The sequence below is a fragment of the Polyangium jinanense genome, from assembly GCF_028435365.1.
This window is the reverse complement of record NZ_JAGTJJ010000021.1, coordinates 65,999-83,364: the sequence shown is the minus strand read 5'-3', so window position 1 is coordinate 83,364 and position 17,366 is coordinate 65,999. Positions and strand designations below refer to the sequence as shown.

Genomic DNA, 17,366 nt, shown 5'->3' with positions numbered 1-17,366 from the left:
ACACGGTAAGCCGGTGGAGAATGCGCTTGACAAATCGGTCGGGTCCGCCGAAGAGGCTGGAGATGGCCATCGACTTCATGGTAATGCCCCTCAGCCGCTATATCGCTGGTGACTTCATCTCGCCTGCGATGCGGACCGCGTGGGATGCGGGCTTGCCTTACTCGCTGCTCGGCCCTCACGGCATGCTGCAGATCCCGAAGGACACACCCTTCGGCGGTCCGGACGCACCTGCCCGGCGCGAGGCCATTTTGGAAATGCTGCTCGGCGACCTGCGCGCCCTCCCCGCGATCGGAGACGCTTCGTGGGACGAGCGCTCCGCCGCGGAGCCCGCTTTTCACCGCGTCGATCCGGGGTCGTACGAGGCTCTGCTGGAGGAGGCGGCGCGACCTCGGAAACGCGGCCCCTTCGGCCTCTTCGGCACCGCGCCCTCGGCAGTGGTGCACCTTGGCATGACGCTCCTGGTTCCGTGCGACCTCGCAGCGCCGATTGAGATGAGCTCGCCCTTCGAGCGGCGCGTGGGTTCGACCCCGCGGGCGCTTCAGGAGCTGTCGAGCAGGCCGTGGTCGACAAGGGCGGCGAGCGCCGTCGAGACGCTCCGCGCAGCGCTCCAGGACGCGGCGCGCCTGGGCCTACCCATGATCGTGGACCAATGAAGACGACGCCCAGAACGTAACGGTTTGTCAGGTGCTGACAAACTTTGGTGCCGCAGATCTGGTACAGTCGCGGCCCCGAAGATTGCTCCTGCTCGGCTCACCCTTCTGGGCTTGGCGGTGCGCCGAGCGGTGAAGCCATCCAACCTCCGGAACTGCGTGCGACCGCCCCTCCCGCACGCTCACGAACCCGCCCACGAGCTCCCCATCCCGCCGCAGCCGCACATCCGGCCACCGTAACGCCCGCACCTCGTTCGGCCGCAGCCCCGCGTACGCCATCAGCGCGAAGCTCACCCGATGCCGCTCGCTCGCGGCCGCGAGGATCCGCTCGACTTCCTCGTTCGACGGAATCTCCAGAATGCTCTGCCCCACCGCCTTGAGCCGCGGCATCCCCTCGGGCATCGCGCGCAGGTACTTCCGCACCACCGCGAATCGCAGCACCGATCGGATCACCACCTGCACTTTGTAACCGAATCTAGGTCAAACAATGTCCGGACGCGGGATTTCATGTGCCGCGTGCGCCATGGACGGTGCTATCCTATCTATATCTCGCGCGCGGCCCCCGTTTTGAATGGCGCATGACCGAGCTGGTTGTCATGCGCGTCGGCGCCGCGGGATTGATGCCAACATACGATGTCATGAGGTGACCCATGTCCAAAAACGCTGATATCAGGCAAAAGTTCGAGGCCCACGAACTCGTTGCCAGGTTCGCCGATCTCGTGAACCGCAAGGCGATGGGTGAAATGCACCACCTCCTCACGGCGGACGCGGTGCTCGACATCCCCGGCCATCACGTCGTCGGCCGCGACAACATCGTCACGTTCCTGGCCGACATCCTGAACAAGTGGAGCAGTATCATTCAGGCGGTCCACTCCGGCACCGTCGAGCTCGTTCCGGACGCGCACCCCCAGCGGGCCACGGGGCGCTGGTACCTGAGCGAGTTCGGCGTGCTGGAGGGCGTCGACACCAACGTGGGCGGCGTCTACAGCGATGAGTACGTGCGGACGGCGAGCGGATTCCGGTTCACCCGGCGTCGGTTCGATCTCCTTTACATGCGCTCCGGGACGAGCGTCACGGCCCAGCCGTTCCCCTCCGACCTGCCCTGAAGACCCTGCCGAGCCGCTCGGGGTCGGCCCCTTTCGCGAAGACCCTGCGACCGCCCCTCCCGCACGCTCACGAACCCGCCCATGACCTCCCCATCCCGCCGCAACCGCACATCCCGCCACCGTAGCGCCCGCACCTCGTTCGGCCTCTTAGCCCCGCGTACGCCATCAACGCAAAGCTCACCCGATGCCGCTCGCTCGCGGCCGCGAGGATCCGCTCGACCTCCTCGTCCGACGGAATCTCCAGAATGCTCTGCCCCACCGCCTTGAGCCGCGACATCCCCTCGGGCATCGCGCGCAGATACTTCCGCGCCACCGCGAATCGCAGCACCGACCGGATCACCACCTGCACATTGTTCCGCGTCGCCCGCGCGAGCCCCCGCTCCGACAGCTCCAGGTCGAGCTGCGCCGCCGCCGCGCCGTCCACCTTCCCGATCGCGAGCTCGCCGAACCTCGGCAGCAGCGTCCCCTCGAGCAGCGCCGCATACCCCCGCCGCGACGACACCTTGAGCTCCGTCACCATGAACGTCGCCCGATACTCCTCCACGACGTCCCGAAACGTCTTCCCCGACCGCGGCACCGCGCCCGCCTCCGCCTCGCCCGGCGCATACGGCTCGCCGTGCTGCGCGATGTTCAGGAGGTATCGCTTCTCCTCCTCGCGCGCAGCCGCCATCGTCTGCCCCTTCGCGTCCCGGCGGAATCGGCCCTTGCTGCCATCCGCTCGTCGATATCGAAGATCGATGAACAGAAACATCTTCCCGCGCCGCGTCATCTTCCGGACCGCCATGACCCCGCTCCTTTCCGGGCGCTCAAGGCGCGCCCCACGCTTCCGAAAACTTCACCCGCCAAAGCCGCCCGAACTTCCGCGCCCGCACCCCGTCGAGCAGCGCCTCCGTCCCCCCAATCGCCGGCGCGTATGGCCCGGCGCTCCATTGACTTGCGCAGCGCCCCAAAAGTGGACCTTGCTGGGATGCGACCCCTGGGTGCAGCGTGAGTCTCCGCACGGCTCACGGTGCGCTCGACAGGCTCGTTCGCGGGCAGCTCGCCACCGAGCAGGAGCCCGCCCCACGTTCGCCGAGGGGGCCACGCCGAGTCCACTGGTCCTGGACGTGGACTGCCACTGGCCGGGACTGGCATTTCCCGGTGGAAGGACCAGGCAGGCTCCGCTGGACGCCGACGCTGGTCGCGCGTAATGCGCTCCCGATGCTCTCGCGCGTCCTCTCCTCGCTCGCCCTCATGTGTCTCGTCGGTTGCGGAGTGCTCGGCGCTTCCTCGCGCGGTGCGGAGGGGCCGATCGACGCGAACGCAGCCAAGCCCCACGCCGCCATCATCCCGGCGGAGATCGACTACGTGAACGGCGAGATCGTCGCGACCATCCTCTTCGACGATGCCGCAGGCGCGGCCAACGCTGTCGGGACGCTCCGTGGTCCCGATGGTTTCTTGGCCTCGATCCCGATCGCGGGCGCGAACGGGAAGTGCGACAGCGTCTTCTTCACCTTTTTCAAGGGGGCCTGCGCGTGGCGGGTCCCGGACCCCAAAAAAGGCCCGTACACGCTCGAAGTGCGCGCCGGGAGCGAGGTGCTCAGCACCGCGACGTTCGAGCTCGTCCAGGTCCCCGCCTACGACGCGAAGCGCGATTTCACGGTGAAGCCGTCGAGCCGAACGGACTTCGGGTACGTGCGCGAAACGCACGTCGTCGCCTGGGTGCCGTTCGATCTCCGTGACGAGCCGCGCGGGTACCGCGCGATCGTCCGCCGGAATGGCCAGGTCGTGCAGGACGAGAACTTCTCGTTCCGCGCCCACAACCTGGCGGACAACCGGGCGAGCCACGCCTTCGCGCTCGAGGCGCGCCACGTCGATGGCCCCGGGGCGTATGAAGTCGGGTTCGCCGACACGGCTACCGGCGACGTGCTCGGCGCGTGGTCGTTCGCCATCACCGACTTCGACGGGCGCTCGAAGGGTGTCGACGTCTGGCTCCATTACGGATCTTACGTCTTTGGAAAGCTCACGCCTCTGCCGGCGGATAGGGCGAAGGCCTTGTTCACCGGGATGACCACGATTGCGCCGAGGGCGGTCGACGAGCCGACGCTCTGCGCGCGATTGTCCGACCCGACCTACCGGCGAACCGAAACCTGGATGGGCGAACGCGTCCGATACGGCGTATCTGCCGAATACGACCAGCTCGAGACCGCGGTGCGGGACCCCTCCACGTCCCCCTCGGAGCGAGAGCGCGCGCAGCGACGGATGGCGCAGCTCGAGCCGCAGATGCGAAAGGAATGGGCCAGTCGCAACGCGTCCGAACGAGAAGCGCGCGCGAAGCTCCACGCCGTCCGGAGCAAGTTCGCCGCCGGGTGCTTCGACAAGCTGCTAGACGAAGCCTCGGCCGCGACGCCCTGAAGCCCAGGCACGGTCCACGTCTAGCCGCTCCCCGTGCCTCGGCGAAAACGGCGTTCGGCCCACGCAATACAACGAAAGTAGCAAGATGCCCCGGTTCGGCGCGGCTGGGGCTATGGTCACATCCTCAAGCGGGTCGTGCCGCGCTTCCGCAAGGTGGGCTTGATCGACGCCGAGCTGCGCAAGCTGCTCATCGACAACCCCGCCGCTTGCTGCCCTTCACGAAGCCAAAGGCGTGAAGGCGGCCGTGATAGGGCCTTCTGTTGATGATGGGGTTTCTCGGTCCCGTTTCCAGAGCAAAGCTTGTGCAGCCGTGCGCAGTCAGGATTTGCTCGGTGCGAGGCCTAGCCAGCGGCAGGCGTTGGGGGCAGTCTCGTTGAGAGGCGGGGGCGGCTCGGCGGGGGCGTGGCAGGTAAAACAAGCTGCGACGCGCACCGCAAAACCGGGCCGGCGTCGGACGAAGTTGGTGGATGGGAAGCTACGCGGCGCCGGTCGGAAAGGGCAGGTTGTTTGCCCTGCTCACTGTCCCGCTTTCCATTCCCCTGCGGGCACCCCCTCTTTGCACGCCTTGGCCGCCGCATCCGCCGCCTTGGGGAGCGGGCCGTCGTTGTAGTAGATCTTCGTTCCTTCCGGGGTCGCGCAGGATCCAACGCGCTTGTCTGCCGGACACGCCGCCATCTTGAATTCGCCGGTACACATGTTCTTGAGGAAGTCCTCGCCGGCCGCCGAGATGTTCTCATCGCCGAACTGCCGGCAAATGCTTTCGGTCTTGATCACGTTGCAGGAGGCGACCTTGGCACTTGCGGGCTCTGCTTTCTTTTCGGCCTTCTGCTCGGCCTTGCCTTCCGGCTTGGCCTCTCCGGGCTTGGCGCCCTCCGCCGCGGGCTTGTTATCGCAACCCGCACCAAACAGTCCGAAAAACACAATGGCGACAAGGGTAAGAGACGTTCGAGTGCTGAACATGAGATATGCCTTTCTTTTTCCTGTGTTCGGGGCGAGCGAATACTCCCGATGTCAGGCGTGGTCAAGGGGAATGATTGCATGGCGGTTATCCTCGGCCAAATCGAGGACGAAGCGACGAACCCCTCGATGCTGTGAACCACAGTGTCGCGCCATCCATCTATGTACGCGTCATAGATTTCGTGCCGACGTGCCGCACCTTCACGATGCCAGCACCGCGCGAGCACATCAGAGGCGCCGGTTGGTGACGCCCTGATCAAGACTGCCATCCTACGCGCTGGGCTGGTCGTCGGACGGGGTGACCACAGCGAGGCCGACGTCGCGGTCAGCGCTGTCGGCGGCGTCTGTCGTGGCGAGTAGCGTCATCGCCCCGAGGGCGTTCCAGGCTCTCCACCAGCCCCCTCCGCACCCCCTCGCGAAAAGGCGACAGCCCCCCTGTTCAGAGCACCGAACGCATTTCCTACACCGAAGGTCGCAGGTCCAATTCCTGCCGGGGGTGCTGAGTGATTCCGTGGGGTTAGCTCCTCTCGCCGTCCCGCCGGTGGATAGATCTGGATAGATCGAGGCGGGCGGCGGGGGCGAGCAGAGCCCCCGGCGCGAGGTGAGCGTACCGCTCGGTCGAGTCCCTCGAGGCGTGTCGGGATGTGGTAGATCCGGCCGTTCTTGCGGGGTTTGCCGTGGGAGCCGTAATGCACGGTGATCATGTTCCTCTGAGGGAGGCGGACTGATCTTCCCCCGCGGCTGTGGACAAACCGACTATGCCGCGAACGCGGCCACTTGTGCTCTCCATTCGAACTCGACCGGGCTGAGGTACCCCAGGTACGAGTGCCGCCGGTCGTGGTTATAGAACCGCTCGAGGTAGAACTCATCCCATCATTCGAGATACACGAGAGGTACACGAAGCCGGCTGTGAGCGAGGCTCTCTGCTGCCGCCGCGAGGTCTTTCGATTCAAGCATCATTCCGCGAATGGACGATTGAGCTCCTCCTCATCGAAGGTCAGGTTGGTCGTCGGTCCGACATCGCGCAAGATTTTCTTCGCGATGAGCGCATTCGTGGGTTCGAGGATGCTGCCATGGTCCGCTCCCTCCACTGCGTAGAAATGAACGTTGTCGTTTCTGGAAGCTCGTGCCATGGCGTGAAGCGCACGAACGTTACCCCCCGCGGTGCCTTCGAGCACGAACACTGGACTCTGGATCGAGTGTAGCCAGCGTATCGGCGCCCGAAGCTCGGCCTCCCGTGGGTCCGAAGTATCGAATAGAATGATCCCCGGGCCCCAGCGCGTTATATCGTCGATCGGTCCGAAGGAGAAGACGGCGCGGAAGCGAGCGGTCGACTCGGCCACCAGAAGGACCAGCGCGCCGCCACAGCTATGACCGCCCAGGTAGATGCGATTGGGGTCCACGTACTCCTGCTTGGCAAGGTGATCGGCGGCGGCAATGATGTCGTCGACTTCTCCGAAAAATGCTTCCTTGAAGCCTGGGTTGTCGTTGCCACCACGCTGCGATGGAAACATCATGATGATACCGGCCCTGCGGTAATCGCTCGCATTTTGGTCAGCGTCGTCGGGCAATTCCGTCCAGAGATTGCCGATCGAGTTATAGTCGAGGCCTCCGACGACCCAGATGATCGCCGGGTGTTTCTTACCATCTTGCGGGTCGGGGCTGATGTACGCCGCGAGCTTACCGGCTGGAGCATCGTATCGGATCTTGCGGAACACGCCCGGAGGCGGCTCGGGGGCTGGTTCGCCGTAGGACTTGTACTGCGTGAGCTTCGTCCTGAAGCCGTACCGGGCCTCCGACAGCGAAAGCGATTGTTCTGGCTGGTAATCGACCGTGTACTCGGAAATGTATTTGACGGACTGCTGCTCTTGACCACCGCAACCGGCGAGGTTCGTCAATGCCAGAAGGAGCACGAGACAATGCAAATGTTTCATGACACAGCCTTTGCTACCCACGTAGCCGAACGGGTGAGGTGGAGAGCCAAGCCTCGTCGACGAGGCTCGGCAGCGGCCGTGGGCCACGCAGCATGAGGATTTCGAGCGCGCAAGCGAGCAGCGCGAGAACTCGACCGTAAAACGTGATGAAGCCGTGCGAAATGACGACCGGGCAGCCCGCAGCCTGGAAACAGACGGCGAGGTTGCTCGGCTCTTCGGCCAAACAAACCGCGAGCAGCACGCTATCGTACGTAGGTGCCCCAGCCTTGATCCGCTCGCTGAACGCAGCGCGAAGCGTGCCGAGATCCAGCGGACCGTCGTGTAGGTGCAAACCGTGTTCGTCCTGATGCGCCACGAGGATCAAGGATCGGCCAGCGCAAGGAGGCGAGAGGTGCTCGAGGAGATCAGCTCGAGTCACTGGACTCACGAGCTCGACACCGGTATCACGCGCGAGCTCTCGCAATAGAGTCTCGAGCGTGTGGATCCGCTGGATCTGCTGGAGTTGCGCAGGAGATTGCTCGAGAACGCGGCGAGCTACGGGCCGAGGCAAGCGGGACAATCGCTGCAGGAATCCGCCCTCGGCCGCGAGCGGCGCGAGCAGCACGACGGTTCGAGCTGGATCCACGAGTGGAAGCGTGTTCGTCGCGGAGATGCCGAAGAGCCTGTCGAATGCGCGAACGTGCCAGAGGGGCAAGCTCGGAAGACGCATCAATACATCCGATTCGACGACGGCGGTTCGGATCATCTCGCGGAGCGAAGCACGGAAACTGAAGTGCTCGAGTTCGCTCGCTCCGGGATAAGCTACGATCGCCTCCCGCGCGGACAACTCCGCGAGCAGCGGCGCGACGACATGTTCGGCATCCCAAGCACGTAGGATCCGCCAGGCGATCTCTGCGCGACCCGTCGCCATGTCCTGATCTGGACTGCCACTATAGGCGCCGAGACCGCCGCCTTCCCGGCGGAGGGATACGGCTTGCCGGACCATCTCCGCTCGGGAACGCACGCGATCCGCGCTGAGGATGAGCTCGTATTCGGGAGGGGCCAAGCGCACGCCGATCTCCGAGCCCTGAGGCACAATATCAAGGAGAGCGAGCTGCACGGCTTACCTCGTCGCGACCTGGGTCGGCGCCTCGTGCTCGTCATGCTCGGTCTGTTCGGCCGGCACGAATTCGAGAGCCTTTCCTCTGATGACGGCGGAGCAGTTCGTTTCGGTGCAAACGATTTCGTCGATGCGGTTCGGCTGGGTTTCGAGTGCCTTGGGCAGTAGCCGTATTGCGTCCTTCAGCCTCTCGAGCAACACTTCCTTGTTGATGTTTCCCTTGGGCAACTCCACCTTGATGATCTCGGTCCCAGCCGCCCGAAAATCGACGACCAACTCGTTGCCTGTGAAAGATACCGTTGCGGTCGGCGGTGGTGGTGTCGTGCCGGGACGTACGCCTGCGGGGATCCCTTTCGCCTCGAAGGCGGCTGCATCCATTTTGATCGGGTCTTTGGATTCGAGTCGAGAGCGAACCGATAGCTCGAGCGACAAATAACTGGGCCGCTCCACACGCCCCGCCGTGGTCGCACCCGCAGCATCGACCGCAGGGGCCTTGACCGGCGGTGCGCTGGGGAGCTCGCTCGGTTTGGTGCCGGGGACGCGCAGCTCCTCCCGCAGCTTCGCGACGACCGGGCTCGTTTGCGGCAATGGTGTCTCGACCTTCGCCGCGCCCGCGGGGGCCGAGCGAACAGGGGGACGGAGAGGCGGCACGCTGGATTTCCCGGCCCAGAGCTGCCCAGCGAGGAGGAATGCAACGAGGAACGAAATGTAGGATGCAAACCGCGATGATGACATGGTGGACCTCCCGCTTACCGTGCAATCAGGTTCTGCTCGGCGGACGCGGATTCGTAGCGAACTACGCCTGCACGGACGTCGGCGACCTGAAATCCTGGGCCGGACATGACGTACGTCGGCGTCACCAGCACGCTGCGCTCGTCTTCGGAAAGGCGCGCGTGAAACATCACGTTCGATAGAAGAAGACTATGACTGGCCTTCGAGAAGGTGATGCCCGCTTGCGACAGCTTCTTTTCGATCGAGTCCCATACCTTCTCCTGCTGGGCCAGGATCCATCGATCGTACATTTCGTTCGTTTCTCGAGAATCGAACGAGGCTGGCCAGCCGCGCAGGAACGCGTCCACGAGCACGGGTATGGGGCTGGTTAGCCGCTTCTTCTCGGCACCCTTGGCCTGAGCGATCTTGGCGCGCAGCGTCTCACGCTGGCCCTCGAGTATCTTCACGGCGCCCGCAGAAGGAGTCGTGTCAATCGCCGCGAACTCGACGTCACCGAATACGACTTCGTGCACGTCCGATCCCGACGCAATGTGGTCGAGCCGTTCGAGCACGTGCTGATTCTCCGCCCGCGCGTGCCGGAGAGAGTCCGCGAACCGAACGAAGCGGGAAGGGGCGCGTCCAAGCAGGAGCGTCGCCTCGATGGCTTGTTCCTCGTATTCGAGCGCGCGCTCGATGTTCGTCCGCGCGGCCACGATTCTCGAACGAATTTCGGGAATGGCAGTGTCATTGAATTGGGACCCCTTGTACACGATCCTCTTGGGGTACTGTCCTCCGGGGCGCAACAGGTCCAGCACCAGTTCGACGTGCTCGACCTCCGCCTCCAGATGGCCAATTTGGCGCGTCATCCCGTCGAGGGTCAGGCCTCGCAAGACTGCATTCGGAATTTTGAGTTCTTCCAGGGAGAGATGGATCGTGAGCGGCGCTCCATCGGCGCCCATGGCCACGGGCACGAACCGCGGGAGCCCATCGAAGGCGTTATGCCATAAGAGGATGGGCCGGCCCACTCGTTCCGCGCTCTGGAAGACCTTCCCTGCGAGCTTGTGCATCTTTTCGGATGCGGCATGGATCTCATCCGCGCGCAATCGATGTAGCTTGACTTGGCCACTGCAGTCCTCGTGCACCGTCGTGTTGGCGAGCTTCTCACCCAGCTCACCCAAGCGCTGTTGCTGCGAAAGATCAGCCGCTCTGATCAGCGAGACGCCGTACGTGATCCATGCGCTCTTGAACGCGGGGTCATTTGCGATGTCCTCCAAGAAGCCGGAGATTCGCAGATTGCATGCAGCGTCTGCGCGGCCCACCATATAAATGGCCTCTGCTCGATGCGCCGCCCGCGCAGCGATCCACACATGGATCGGACCGTCGTTCAGATCAGCCGTACGTTCGCCGCTATCGACATCACCGCGCCGCAGACTTCCGACCGAGGAGGGGTTGCCGCCGGGGATCACGACCTCGACCGAGAACTGCGAGAGCGGTATCCCTGCGCCCATCACCGGTTTCCGCACGGGCGCCGGAGGTTTCGGCGCCGCGGCGCTGCAGCCGATCGCGGACGGCAAGAATGACATGAGCAGCAGCAGCAGCGACGACATTCTATGCAGCATCGAGCTCACTCCAAGTCGTGGCGGCCTCGAGCAGCGTTAGTTCCTCGACGGCCGTGGGGCCGAGGCGCTCGTCGAACCATGGCATCAAGTGCTTCGACAGCGTGGTAAGCCCCGTCCAGACCCGCGCCTTGAGGCCAATCAGAGGGCTCTCGACCCCGGCCTGGACGCGCACGGCCACGCCCGCTTCCTTGACGTCGACCTGAATGACAGTCTCTTTGGCGACCGGTACCCTCGCGCTCCGCGTGGATCCAACCGTGCCGCCGCACGCATGCCCTGGTGCCCGGAATTCGAGCATCCAGCCATCGCCGCGGCGGCAAAGCGAAATCCAAAGCGCATCCATCGAATCCGACCCATTGTCCTTGGCGGCGGCCGCGAAGCGTCGCACGGCAGCGGCTGCGGCGATCCCTGGCCGATCGAGGCGGGAAAGCGCGTCGGCGAGGACATCGAGCCCTCGCGCCCGATCCGCGTGCGCGAGATCGAGAAGCAGGCATTCGCACCGCGCCTCGAGCGAGCGTAAGGCAGGGATGCGCGCGCACGAGACGCCCACCCGCGCGAGGAGCGCGGCAAAGGAGGCTTCGTCCGGACAAGCCGCCGCGAGGAGCTCGGCCGTGGTCGCGAGGAGATCGGCAGGCTCGCTCGCCGTGCTGCCGCGGAAGCGATCACCTGCGCCGAGGCCATCCCTCGCCGGTATGCCGTGATCGTGAGCGCGCGGCACGGAAGCCGTGCCGGCGAGGCGCTCGGTAGGCTCGAAGAGAATGGTCCGCGCGACATCGACGCCGGCGCGCGAGAACAGCATGGGAATCTCTGCACCGGGCAGGCCGTTCAGTCGCAATGCGCTCCGGGCGACCTCGAAAGCATCGCCGAGGGAAAGTCCAGAGGCGATCGCCTGGTAGAACGCCGACGCGAATGCGATTGCGGCACCGTCCTCGATGGAGCGGGACATCCCGATCGCCGCATCGATATGCCGGATCATTGCCTCCGCATGCGATTGGGAGTCGCGCGCGTTGAGAACGACCAACCGGATCTCGTCCCGCAGGGCACCAAAAAGCTCGGCAAGCACATGACCGCTGACCGCTCTCGTGTCGCCGACATCGTCTTCGAGCAGGATCCCTTGGGGCGTCATGGCATATCCGCTGAAATGCACGATGCGCGGGCGTAGGTCGAGCACGGCCTGCAATACATCGTCCGGACATACGGCCCAGCGTACGTGCACGACCATGCCTCTGCCCTGATTGGTCTTCAAGAGTCGCTCCTGGATCTGCCGGACCTCGCGGTCACTCCGTAACCGCGCCTGCCGATCTGGGTTTGCCGCGAGCAGCAGCATGACGAGCTCCTGTTTTCCGGGCGGAGAGCCTTCGAGGTTCGGCGGCGATGGCCTCGAGGCAGTCCGTAATCGGATGGAGTCCGGATTTCGCTCGGGTCGATGGTGTAGCTCCGGCACGTCTTCATCGGGAAGGCCCCGCAGGTCGATCTCGTTGCATCCGAAGTCGAACGCCGTCTTGACGCTGCTGCCTTTGGCGAGCGCCCGGTAGAAGCCCACGGCGAAAGCAATCGCGGACGCATCGCCGATGGCGCATTTCATGCCGATCACGCAATCGACGTGCCGCGCGAGATCCTCGGCCTGCTTTTTCGTGAAGCAGGCATTCAGCACCACACAGCGCAAGGGTGTGCCTCGCTGCACGATCTGGATGAGCGTGGTCAGCGCCTCGGGGCGCACCGCCACGGCGTTCCCGTCCCGATCTTCCAGCAGAATGGCGCCTGCGTCTTGCTCTGCCGTCTCGTCGATGAATTCTCGTGTGATTCCCTCTGCGCCCGACCGAGCCCCCGAGCGCCCCCTTCTCCCACCGCCATGACCGCTGAAATGAAGCACTTCGGGCGCGTGCTTCTGCAGATGGCTCTGCAATTGTTCGGGTCTCACGGCAAACTCGGCTTCGACGTGAAGAAAGTCGCCGGCGCCAGCCTTCGCAATTTCGTCTTTCACGTGGCCGACCTCGAGACCGACCTGGAGGCGCGTGGTATTGCGCGCATTCGCGCCGAGAAACAGGATCTTCACCCTTCCCATCGATGTGCCTCCTTCGCCCTGAGCGTCATGGTGCGCAAGCCGCCGCGACGAACCACACCTCCGCGTTCGTCATTCAGCACGTCGTGTGCCACATTCTCTCGAGCAGCCGATAGGGTACCAGCCGTTCTTCTCGCCTGGCGCCGGCCTTCTGTCTGCGACACGGACGCGTCAGCGCCCCTCGTGACGCGTCAGCGATCCTCTTGACGCGTCAGCGATCACCTGACGGAGTCGACCTGCGCGTGCGTCACGGGGGCGTACTTCTACACGCCCCGCGCACGGTTGCGCCAAGAACACGTTTACGAGGTTATTTGCCTCAAGCCCTCGCGCGACCCAGATCGAGTGGAAATACCTGGCATGAAGGTTGCCCCCGATCCCCGCGCGCGTTTGTCCTCGAAACACCTCGCCGGCCGGACCTCTGGCACCGTCGGCCCCTCCCGCCGTGCGCGGCTCTCGAAAAGAAGGCTCTCATGGCTCGAACATTTTGGTTTGCCACCATCGCGCTCGCGCTCGCCGCCCCCGCGCTGGCCTGCAAAAGCAAGCCCGGCCCCACGCCCGATGCCGACGCAGGCGACGCCGCGCCCGCCCCGACGTCGACCTCGCCCATCCAGTCGCTCCGCAAGCTTGCCGGCGCGGAGGCCCGCGTGCTCGACGTGATGTTCTCCGAAGACGGCTCGCAGATCTTCACCCTCGAGGAGAGACCGCCGAAAGACGAGGCCTCCCGACAGCCTCCGACGAACGCCGTCGTGCGCCGCTCCATCGCGGGTGGACCCGCGGTGGAGCTGCTCGTCACGCAGGACGAGATCCTCGCAATGGCCGTGCTCGGCGGCGACGCCATCGTGATCCAGAGGCCCGCCCTGCCCAAGCAGGACGACGACGAGGACGGCGACGATTACTACGAGAAGCTCGGCGACGCGTTCGCGAAGACAGCGCTCTACCGCCTGCCCGCAGCCGCAGGAGCGCCCGTCCGCATCTCGCCGGAAGGATACCGCTGCAGCACGGTCGCCCAGGCCGTTTCACGGCGATGGATCGCCTATTCGATCGGCAAGGTCGATTCCAAGGACGGCAGGGCAGCCTTGCGGTCGTACGAGGCGGCCGACGAAGAGACCCATGTGCTCGGCGCCATGGGCGAGGACGTGAAGCTGACGCCCAAGGGAATCGTGCACGATATCTCCTCCGACGGCGCGCGCGTCCTCCTGAGGCGACCCGCAGAGCCGAAGAAAGACGACGTGCGCGACTGGTGGAACCAGAGCGACGCCCGGCACCTCGCGCTCGTGAACGTGAAAGACCAATCCATCACCGACCTGCCCGCGTCGATCTCGGTGGACGGCGCAAAGATCGAGACAGGAAAGCTCTTCACGGCGTTCGTGGGCGATGGGCTCCTGTTCCGCACGGGCGAGGGCGCGATCTACCGTGCGGGGCTCGACGGCTCGGGCGCCAAGCGTCTCGCCGGAGAGCCTCCGCCGCCGGACCCGGACGCGGGCGCGCCGGATGACGCAGGCCCCTCCGATGACTCCGTGGCGCCCGCAGCCCCGCCCCCCAAAACGAGCCGCGTCTTGAGCCCCAAAGGCACGCTCTTCGAATTGCGAGAAGAAGCCGATTCCGTGGTCCTCGCGGCGGCAGGCTCGAGCGAGCCGCTCGCCGAGCTCGAGGGGCCGCTCGCAGCAATCGGCGCATTCACCTTCGACAGCGACGAGACGCGCGTCGCCTTCGTCTCCCTCGCGGACACCTCGCGGGACGGGCGCTTCGACCGCTTCCACGACAACGCAGAGGTCTTCGTCACGGACAAGGCGCCCGGCGCGCTCTCCTTCGGGCGGGCCGAGATCACCCCACTCTCGAGCGAGCTCAGGCCAAAGATCGCCGAGGCCGCGATGGTGCCGGAGCCGGACGTGCAGTTCATCGCGGGCTGGGATGACCTGTACATCATCGTGGTCTTGCCCTGGCTCGACGGCGAGGGCGCGAAGGAGCTCATCGAGCGCGTCTTCGTCGACGCGCGCGCGCTCGTGCCGATCGTGACGGGCAAAAAGATGCGCCTGCACCTGCGCGCAGGCCCGATCGATTTCCAGGTCGAGCGGGAGGAAGACAGCCAGGGCAATGCGTACGCGACGCTCTACGCGTCGGGCATCGGGATCGTGGATCCGGCCGCGACGCCGCTGGTCCTGAAGAACCCGGTGAACATGTCGAGCTGGATGCACTCGAACCGTACGCTCTCGGGCTCGCTCGAGAACACGGGCAAAGAGCCGACGCCGCCGATCGAGGCGTTCGCGCGGTTTCGCCAGATGCGCAGCTCCCCGGAGGGCCGCGAAGAGGTGCGCGAGGTGAAGAAAGCCCTCGGCGTGATCGAGCCGGGCAAGGCGGCCAAATACTCGCTCATCCTCGCCGATGTCTCGTACGGGAGCCATCCGACGGTCTCGTTCCGCGCGGGCGACAAGAAGCTCGTGGTGCGGAACGAATACGCGACGAACCACTCGATGGATTGGCTCGGGGTCTCGCTCGAGGCCTACGGCGCGCACAACGCCTGGGCGAAGCACGGCCTGCGCACGAGCCCCTTCGGAGGCCCGCCCCCCTCTCGCGTCTTCCTCACGCCCGAGCAAACCAAGCTCCCGGCCGCAGAGCGCGAGGCCCTCATGAAGAAAATCGCCAAGGTGCTCGACAAGCACAACGACCGGTTCCACCGCGGCGACGCCGTGGGCGTCGATTTCATCGATCCCGCGGGCGGTGGCTGGCGACTCGAAGTTGGCAAGAAGATCGCCCGCTACGAAAAAGAAGAAAAAGCCAAGGCGCCCTGATCGCCCCCGCCGTCCCTGTTCGCTTGCATTCTGTATCTGCAAGAACGTAGCGTCTTCTCCATGGAGGCCGAAGACGAGATCCACATGGTGTGCATCGTCGCGGATACCTGAGCCGGGTTATGCCTCGTCGCGGATGAGGCCGTACGCGAAGGGGGCAGAGCTCGAAGGCTCCCAGCTGCTCAGGGCGAGAGGCCGAGCGCCTGTTCGAGAGCCGCGCCGTGCTGCGCAAACCACCCGCCCTCGGCTTGCTGCACCATCGCGGTGATTCTCCGCCGCGTAGGTTCGTCCTGGCCTCTCGCCGCCGCAATGATGGCCAGGAGGCGATCGGGTCTCTGTCGCGCCATCTGCACGGCGGCGAGACCGAGCAGGTTGGCATCCGCGCCCGGTTGAGCTCCCACCCGCTGGAACAACGATTCGACCTCGTCCGTCAACGCGCCGCTGGAGAGCGCGAGCAGGCGCAGATCACTCCGTCCGGCGCGCTCGAGCACCGCATGAACCCGCTGCGCGAGCGCCTGGTCGCCCGCAGGCAATCCCTCCACGAGGCGCTGCAATGCATCCCCGGCGAGCGTGCCGCTGCGCTGGCCAGGTCCATCGGGCACCCCTCGCCCTTCCAAGCGCTCGAGCAACGCATCGAAGAAGGGGCGGTGCGTCGAGACGTTCGCGATATTGACGATCATCCGGAGCACGTCTGGATGATCGGAGCGCCGCAAGAGATCCGTGGCCGCCTGGTGAATCGCGACCGCGTTGCTGGTCCGATGCACCTCTTCGCTGAAGCGGTCCGACGGGAATCGCTGCCCGCGATGTTCACGCATACCGAGTCGTGCCCACCGCTCCATCTCCTCCGCCAGCGAAGCCGGAGGCGCGCTCGGGGCGGCCGATCCCGCATTCGCTCCTGAGACCGCGTCGTCTTTCTTCATGGGGTCCTTCAAGATGAGCTCGGCGAATGCGTGGTCGGCGATGGCGCGCGCGGCCCGGCACTGCTCCGTGACCAGGACCTGAAGACCGGCCACGAACCGAGATTCTGCAGTATCGCCCCACTTCACCAGCGCCAGGTCCTCCGCGTAGTACACGACCGACGCGGCTTGCAAGATCGCCTGCGTCGTCTGTGGCGTGACGATATAGGCCTGCACGGGGCCGAGCTGTCCGAGCGTCATCGTCGTGCCCAGCAAGGTCTCGAGCGCAGCTCCGCCGGTGCGCGCCGGCTGGGTCGGCGGGCGCTGCACCCAAAGCGGGCTCGTCAATCCATCATAGGGCGACGGGCGAACCACCTGCACCGAAGTGGCATCGGGGATGTTGAAGCGCACGAGGCCATACGGGTACCACTCCGGCGCGAGCGAGACGATCTGACACATGGCGGAGAAATCGTCGTTGCCCTGCTCGAAGCTCGAGCTCGAGGGTCTGTCCATGCGCGCGTCCGGACTCCACCAGCCATAGAGTTCGGCGGCGGCGCTGGATGGCTCCAGCATCTGGGCGGGAATCTCGCTACCATTGGTGATGGCGGCGATCCAGGATGCATAAACGGGCGTGTCGGGGCTGTCGTAATTCACCTTGGAAGGATCCAAGCCCAGCAGGATCGCCGTGGCCACCTTCCAGGACAACCTCACGTTATACTGGTAGAACGTCTGCGCCCCTGAAACATGGTGCAGCGTGCTGAACGGGGCGGGAGGGGGCGCCGAGCCGAGTCCGTCGAATGCGCTCGCTGTCGCGCTCATGGCGTCGTAGAGGGCGGTGAATCCGGATTGGCTCGAGAGGCTCACGCCGACCTGCTGCCAAAACTCGGGCAGCTTCTCCTGAACGACCGGTGTCAGATCCCGCTGCAGCTCGCCGAGCTTGCGGGCGGCGGTCGAAGAGAAGACCTTCTCGAACGCGACGTCGGGCGTGATAATAATTTCTAGAGGGATTGAACTGGGAATTTCTTGATGACGGGAGCTGTTTGTCAATGGAATCTCCTGTTCAGGAGCGCCGCAGCGCTTTCAAGGACCAGCGAAGCGTTTCGCAGTCTCTCGCGCCCGTCAAGCGAAAGAATCTGGGCGCGCTGGCTCGAAGCG

13 protein-coding genes and 1 pseudogene are annotated in these 17,366 nt (G+C 65.1%); 5 read left to right on the top strand and 9 right to left on the bottom strand.

Annotated features, from left to right (window positions below):
- Positions 1 to 26: 26 nt before the first annotated feature.
- Positions 27 to 653, top strand: coding sequence for a hypothetical protein (locus KEG57_RS28675; protein WP_272426770.1), 627 nt, complete (start codon positions 27 to 29; stop codon positions 651 to 653).
- A gap of 27 nt (positions 654 to 680) precedes the next feature.
- On the opposite strand, the gene KEG57_RS28670 is transcribed toward KEG57_RS28675, so the two are convergent.
- Positions 681 to 1,106: a site-specific integrase gene (locus KEG57_RS28670; protein WP_272426771.1), complete on the bottom strand. Its 426-nt coding sequence runs from the start codon at positions 1,104 to 1,106 to the stop codon at positions 681 to 683.
- A 194-nt stretch (positions 1,107 to 1,300) separates the two neighbouring features.
- Between KEG57_RS28670 and KEG57_RS28665 the strand changes: the two genes are divergently transcribed.
- Complete coding sequence (locus KEG57_RS28665; RefSeq protein ID WP_272426772.1) at positions 1,301 to 1,756, top strand: nuclear transport factor 2 family protein; 456 nt, start codon at positions 1,301 to 1,303, stop codon at positions 1,754 to 1,756.
- Between the two features lie 67 nt (positions 1,757 to 1,823).
- Here the strand turns inward: KEG57_RS28665 and KEG57_RS28660 are convergent, their stop codons facing one another.
- Complete coding sequence (locus tag KEG57_RS28660; RefSeq protein WP_272426773.1) at positions 1,824 to 2,540, bottom strand: site-specific integrase; 717 nt, start codon at positions 2,538 to 2,540, stop codon at positions 1,824 to 1,826.
- 416 nt (positions 2,541 to 2,956) lie between these two features.
- Between KEG57_RS28660 and KEG57_RS28655 the strand changes: the two genes are divergently transcribed.
- Positions 2,957 to 4,150, top strand: coding sequence for a hypothetical protein (locus KEG57_RS28655; RefSeq protein WP_272426774.1), 1,194 nt, complete (start codon positions 2,957 to 2,959; stop codon positions 4,148 to 4,150).
- A 111-nt stretch (positions 4,151 to 4,261) separates the two neighbouring features.
- Positions 4,262 to 4,414: pseudogene (locus KEG57_RS56455) on the top strand (hypothetical protein); the annotation flags it as partial.
- 252 nt (positions 4,415 to 4,666) lie between these two features.
- Here KEG57_RS56455 and KEG57_RS28650 read toward each other — a convergent pair.
- The 6 genes from KEG57_RS28650 to KEG57_RS28625 form a co-directional block, all read right to left on the bottom strand.
- On the bottom strand, positions 4,667 to 5,110 hold the full coding sequence (locus tag KEG57_RS28650; RefSeq protein WP_272426775.1) for a hypothetical protein: 444 nt from the start codon (positions 5,108 to 5,110) through the stop codon (positions 4,667 to 4,669).
- Positions 5,111 to 6,063: 953 nt separating this feature from the next.
- Positions 6,064 to 7,041, bottom strand: a complete 978-nt coding sequence (locus KEG57_RS28645; protein WP_272426776.1) for an alpha/beta hydrolase family protein — start codon at positions 7,039 to 7,041, stop codon at positions 6,064 to 6,066.
- Between the two features lie 13 nt (positions 7,042 to 7,054).
- Entirely contained in the window at positions 7,055 to 8,092 is a 1,038-nt protein-coding gene (locus KEG57_RS28640; protein WP_272426777.1) for a hypothetical protein, read from the bottom strand.
- Between the two features lie 51 nt (positions 8,093 to 8,143).
- Complete coding sequence (locus tag KEG57_RS28635; protein WP_272426778.1) at positions 8,144 to 8,728, bottom strand: hypothetical protein; 585 nt, start codon at positions 8,726 to 8,728, stop codon at positions 8,144 to 8,146.
- Positions 8,729 to 8,889: 161 nt separating this feature from the next.
- The gene (locus tag KEG57_RS28630) at positions 8,890 to 10,458 is read right to left on the bottom strand and encodes a hypothetical protein (protein WP_272426779.1); all 1,569 of its coding nucleotides are present in this window, start codon (positions 10,456 to 10,458) and stop codon (positions 8,890 to 8,892) included.
- 1 nt (position 10,459) lies between these two features.
- Entirely contained in the window at positions 10,460 to 12,532 is a 2,073-nt protein-coding gene (locus KEG57_RS28625; protein WP_272426780.1) for a CHAT domain-containing protein, read from the bottom strand.
- A gap of 467 nt (positions 12,533 to 12,999) precedes the next feature.
- Between KEG57_RS28625 and KEG57_RS28620 the strand changes: the two genes are divergently transcribed.
- The gene (locus KEG57_RS28620) at positions 13,000 to 15,318 is read left to right on the top strand and encodes a hypothetical protein (RefSeq protein ID WP_272426781.1); all 2,319 of its coding nucleotides are present in this window, start codon (positions 13,000 to 13,002) and stop codon (positions 15,316 to 15,318) included.
- Positions 15,319 to 15,497: 179 nt separating this feature from the next.
- Here KEG57_RS28620 and KEG57_RS28615 read toward each other — a convergent pair whose 3' ends face one another.
- Positions 15,498 to 17,258 (bottom strand): hypothetical protein, encoded by a 1,761-nt coding sequence (locus KEG57_RS28615; RefSeq protein ID WP_272426782.1) that lies wholly within the window; start codon positions 17,256 to 17,258, stop codon positions 15,498 to 15,500.
- Positions 17,259 to 17,366: the final 108 nt, after the last annotated feature.

Bases quoted from the DNA above. Each gene is read 5' to 3' on its own strand.
- KEG57_RS28665 (WP_272426772.1), top strand. From the start codon at position 1,301: ATGTCCAAAAACGCTGATATCAGGCAAAAGTTCGAGGCCCACGAACTC.
- KEG57_RS28660 (WP_272426773.1), bottom strand. From the start codon at position 2,540: ATGGCGGTCCGGAAGATGACGCGGCGCGGGAAGATGTTTCTGTTCATC.
- KEG57_RS28655 (WP_272426774.1), top strand. From the start codon at position 2,957: ATGCTCTCGCGCGTCCTCTCCTCGCTCGCCCTCATGTGTCTCGTCGGT.
- KEG57_RS28650 (WP_272426775.1), bottom strand. From the start codon at position 5,110: ATGTTCAGCACTCGAACGTCTCTTACCCTTGTCGCCATTGTGTTTTTC.
- KEG57_RS28645 (WP_272426776.1), bottom strand. From the start codon at position 7,041: ATGAAACATTTGCATTGTCTCGTGCTCCTTCTGGCATTGACGAACCTC.
- KEG57_RS28630 (WP_272426779.1), bottom strand. From the start codon at position 10,458: ATGTCGTCGCTGCTGCTGCTGCTCATGTCATTCTTGCCGTCCGCGATC.
- KEG57_RS28625 (WP_272426780.1), bottom strand. From the start codon at position 12,532: ATGGGAAGGGTGAAGATCCTGTTTCTCGGCGCGAATGCGCGCAATACC.
- KEG57_RS28620 (WP_272426781.1), top strand. From the start codon at position 13,000: ATGGCTCGAACATTTTGGTTTGCCACCATCGCGCTCGCGCTCGCCGCC.